The 3,695-nt window shown below is 49.3% G+C and carries 4 protein-coding genes; 3 read left to right on the forward strand and 1 reads right to left on the reverse strand.

Going from position 1 to position 3,695, the window contains the following annotated elements; all coding sequences use genetic code 11:
• Positions 1-191: 191 nt before the first annotated feature.
• Both MWU64_RS15225 and MWU64_RS15230 read left to right on the forward strand, forming a co-directional pair.
• The gene (locus MWU64_RS15225) at positions 192-872 is read left to right on the forward strand and encodes a hypothetical protein (protein ID WP_247065318.1); all 681 of its coding nucleotides are present in this window, start codon (positions 192-194) and stop codon (positions 870-872) included.
• A 94-nt stretch (positions 873-966) separates the two neighbouring features.
• Complete coding sequence (locus MWU64_RS15230) at positions 967-1,326, forward strand: hypothetical protein (protein ID WP_247065321.1); 360 nt, start codon at positions 967-969, stop codon at positions 1,324-1,326.
• A 21-nt stretch (positions 1,327-1,347) separates the two neighbouring features.
• On the opposite strand, the gene MWU64_RS15235 is transcribed toward MWU64_RS15230, so the two are convergent.
• Positions 1,348-2,301, reverse strand: a complete 954-nt coding sequence (locus MWU64_RS15235) for an IS110 family transposase (RefSeq protein WP_223133925.1) — start codon at positions 2,299-2,301, stop codon at positions 1,348-1,350.
• 650 nt (positions 2,302-2,951) lie between these two features.
• Between MWU64_RS15235 and MWU64_RS15240 the strand changes: the two genes are divergently transcribed.
• Positions 2,952-3,245, forward strand: coding sequence for a DUF3467 domain-containing protein (locus MWU64_RS15240; protein ID WP_247065323.1), 294 nt, complete (start codon positions 2,952-2,954; stop codon positions 3,243-3,245).
• Positions 3,246-3,695 lie beyond the last annotated feature (450 nt).

The raw sequence follows: 3,695 nt of genomic DNA on the forward strand, positions 1-3,695 counted from the left end.
TAAAAGTTCATGAGTCTTCTCCCTTGTAGTGCTTGGTCGCCTTCCAGCTTAGCGGGTAACCGCCGGGCTGGGGAGAAGGCTCAATCAGTATCAAGACGGTCAACCGGACACCAAAAGCTTTCTGCTTTTGGTTCCCTCCGCTGGCGCTCCGGTGCCGGTTACCTAAGCGTTAAAGCGAAAAGGAGCGTTCAGTGTCGAAGAACGATTTGTCCAAACACCTCCCCGAAGGTGTTACCTGGATCAAAGCTGCTGTCGCAGCTATCCCGATGGTTGGGGGAGCCCTTGGTCATTTAATCTTTGATAAAGCCGACGCGATCCGTTTGCGCAATATAGAAACAGCACTAGCAGCATTGGCTGAGCAACTTAAAGCGATAGAAGCTGAAAGTCTGAATAAGTCTTGGTTTGAGTCAGAGGAAGCGTTAGCTGCATTCAAAATGATGGCAGATGAGGTTTCTTATGAGCCTGATCCCAAAAAAGTTAATGATCTTGGCTATATTGTTGCCGTCTGCGGCTCGAACGAGCATGTTGAGGATGACAAAAAACTTGCCGTGTTGGAGCATTTATCAAAGCTTTCGCACACTCAGCTTAGGATTCTGTCAGTCATTGCCACTCTGCCGCGTCAGGAAAAGACTATTTCAACGGGTGGGTTAGAGCAGCAGGCAAACGCTATCTGGTTCAGCGACATTGCGAGCACATTACAAGCGGGGCCTTCATTCTGGGATGGGACCCTAATGCTTGTCGAAGAGCTTGAACTACTGGAGTCATACAATGCTGTGCGCCAAATCCAGCTAATGGGCCCGTCGGAAAGAGCGTACGAATTAACGGCGTTAGGTCGCAGAGCTGCCTCATACCTGCATACTGCGCAGCTTTAACAAGGCCAGGCACGGCGACGCCTTTTTCGTTGCGGCTTCGCCTCCACTACAAAGCCGCGCATGCTGGCAGCGTTAATTAAGAAAGGTACGAAAATTGAAGAAATGGCAAAAACTGGAGTTATGGGGAATGGGGCTAGTCTTAGCTAGCGTTCTTCTTCAGTTTCTTATTTTTGTTTCAATAGAACAGAGTAAACGAGATTCTGATGATCATGTCTTGGAATTGCGCCTGAACAGTATCTATCACTACCTGAGGAGTGGTAAAGAATATAATCCATCATGGGAGGATATAGAAGAACACGTGAAAGGTCCGAGTGTTGAAGGAGATAGCCACTGGCGGTTTGATGAGGCTCATATTTTTTTTAGTGCATTAGCTATCCTGTTTTTTATCGCCGGCTCTGGTATTGGATTATGGGGTCGATATTGTGAACATGCTGAGAACAATATTAACCAGTGACTGTGGTGTCAATTCTATAAATTAAGCCATTTCACCCCGCCATGATTCCTGGTTTTTGATCATGGTATTGAGCACCACAATCATCTTTCTCATGCAGGCGATGAGGGCGACTTTCGGGATCTTTCCCTGGGCCTTCAGGCGTTCATAAAAGCGTTTGAACACCGGGTTGCACTGGATGGATGAGAGCATGGCCATGAACATCACGGTGCGGACTCTGTGGCGGCCACCTCGTATCCTTCGTTTGCCATTGAGCTTGCCACTGTCTCGGTTGATGGGCGCTACGCCGACAAGCGCCGCGATCTCCTTGCGGTTCAGTGATCCGAGTTCTGGGAGTTCACTCAGGAAGGTGTAGGCGAGCACTTTTCCAACGCCAGGCACGCTGGTCATGATCTCCATTTTGGTACGCCACTGATCCACTTTGGCCACCTCTTGCTCAATCTGCCGGGTGACTGTTTCAATCTGGCTCTGGAGCATTCTGAGCATACTTTTGATCGACCGGTGAAGGGATTTCGGCAAGATCTGGAGACGGTTTTTCTCCATGGTGGACATTTCCAGAAGCTGAGAACGTCTGACCAGTAAGTCCTTAATCTTCTGGGAGGTTTTGTCGGGAATAGGCTTGATCTCGGGTTTCAATGTGGCGGCGTATTGCGCAATGACCTGGGCATCAATGCGGTCGGTTTTGGCGAGCACGCCGATGGCCTGGGCGTAGCGTCGGACACTGATGGGATTGACCACTATGATGGGCAAATCAGCCTGATCGCAGGCTTGAACCAGCGCATGTTCGTACCGCCCCGAGGCTTCTACGACGATGCGTTCGATCGCGTAATTTTTGAGGATACGGACAAAGCGGCGAATATGCGCTTCGGTATTTGGGATGGTGTAGAACTGCCCGGAAGGATGAAGTGCGATGTCCAGATTGGCTTTACCGACATCGACACCGACATTGACTGGGGTTTGGATTTCCGTGTTGTTCATAATAAGCTGACTCTGCCTTGCTATACGGGCTCGAGGCCCCGATGACTGTTCGAGTTATCGCTTGAGAGTCATGCAGCGCTACACACTGGTTATCGGTCTCTCGACAGAGGAGCCGGTCAAGCATCGAGCTGCTGCATGAAGGCCCCAGCGGCCACTGGGGGTGGGCCTCAATTTACCCAAACACGGCAGAAATTATCCATACAAGTCACGTAAGGCGGACGCGTGAGACGCGCCGCTTCGTTTTCGCGTTATGTGTTCAGGGATGATTCTAGATTGTGAAGTTTTGTCCGGACTGTGGAAAAGAACTCAGAGAAGTTAAAGTGCCCAGCTACGCTTGGGTGCGGTGTTTCGATTGCGCCGCGGAGTGCGGTACGGTCTATATTCAAGTGGTTGATGTTCGGAATGCATATCCACTGGTCGCTACTTATCCAAAAATTCCGCAGCTTTTGAATGAGTTGCCCAGGGAAAAGATTGAGAAAGCGACAAGTCTAATAAATCGGATCGATTACAAAACTGTGTCAGTCGTCGAATTTGAGAATGAGCTATTCAGCACATAACTAGCGCAGGCACGGCGACGCCCACTACATTGCGCCTTCGGCTCCATTGCGTGGGCGCGCATGCTGCAAACGTTAAATTAATAGGAGTAATCTATGAGTCAAAACGAAAAAGATGATAAAAACACTCAACAAGTCGATGGCGTTCAGCTCTTTCTGCCTGACGAACTAAAAGCGTCAGCTTTCTGTAATTCTGCGTTCGCCCAGTTTTCGCCAGAGGAGTTTTCGATCGATTTTGTGAATATGGGAGCTATGTCGAACTCGGTGGTCTCACGAATTGTGATGACCCCATCCCATACGAAGCGTTTGATGAAGTTGTTGGCTCAAAAAGTTCATGAATACGAAGATATGTTTGGGGAGATTCCAGAAGCCATTGAGCCGAAGAAGTAAAGGAGAATGGCATGTCGTCTCAAAACGAACCCGATAATCCCATCAACTGGCTGGAGTTACTCACGAATACTGCAGGTTTCGCATGGGGGTTCTTTTGTGGTGGCCTCACTGGTTATTTTGGTAACTGGCTTTGGGACAAATACCGCCCTAAGAAAAAGGATGGACACCTACATGTGGAGACTGATGGAGCTGGAACGAACTTCAGGGGGCGGCTGACGCCCGATAACAAAGAGCAAATCTTGAAGACTCTCAAAGCAACTGCGACTCCTACGACTTCATCACGGACTTACTCGAGGACCAGTACTGGCTCAAGTGGCACTTCAAATCGAGGAAAGTCTAATCCGTGAATTTAACACATATGAGCCTTCTCGTAATCAATAGGCAATAGTGATTTTTTTGGCCGCGCCAGCGGCCAACCTAAACCCATGAGCGAGAACGCCTGCTTCGTCA

Source organism: Marinobacter sp. S0848L (assembly GCF_023016065.1).
Classification (GTDB): Bacteria; Pseudomonadota; Gammaproteobacteria; order Pseudomonadales; family Oleiphilaceae; genus Marinobacter.

Coding starts and splice junctions, on each gene's coding strand:
- MWU64_RS15240 (WP_247065323.1), top strand. CDS start 2,952: ATGAGTCAAAACGAAAAAGATGATAAAAACACTCAACAAGTCGATGGC.
- MWU64_RS15235 (WP_223133925.1), bottom strand. CDS start 2,301: ATGAACAACACGGAAATCCAAACCCCAGTCAATGTCGGTGTCGATGTC.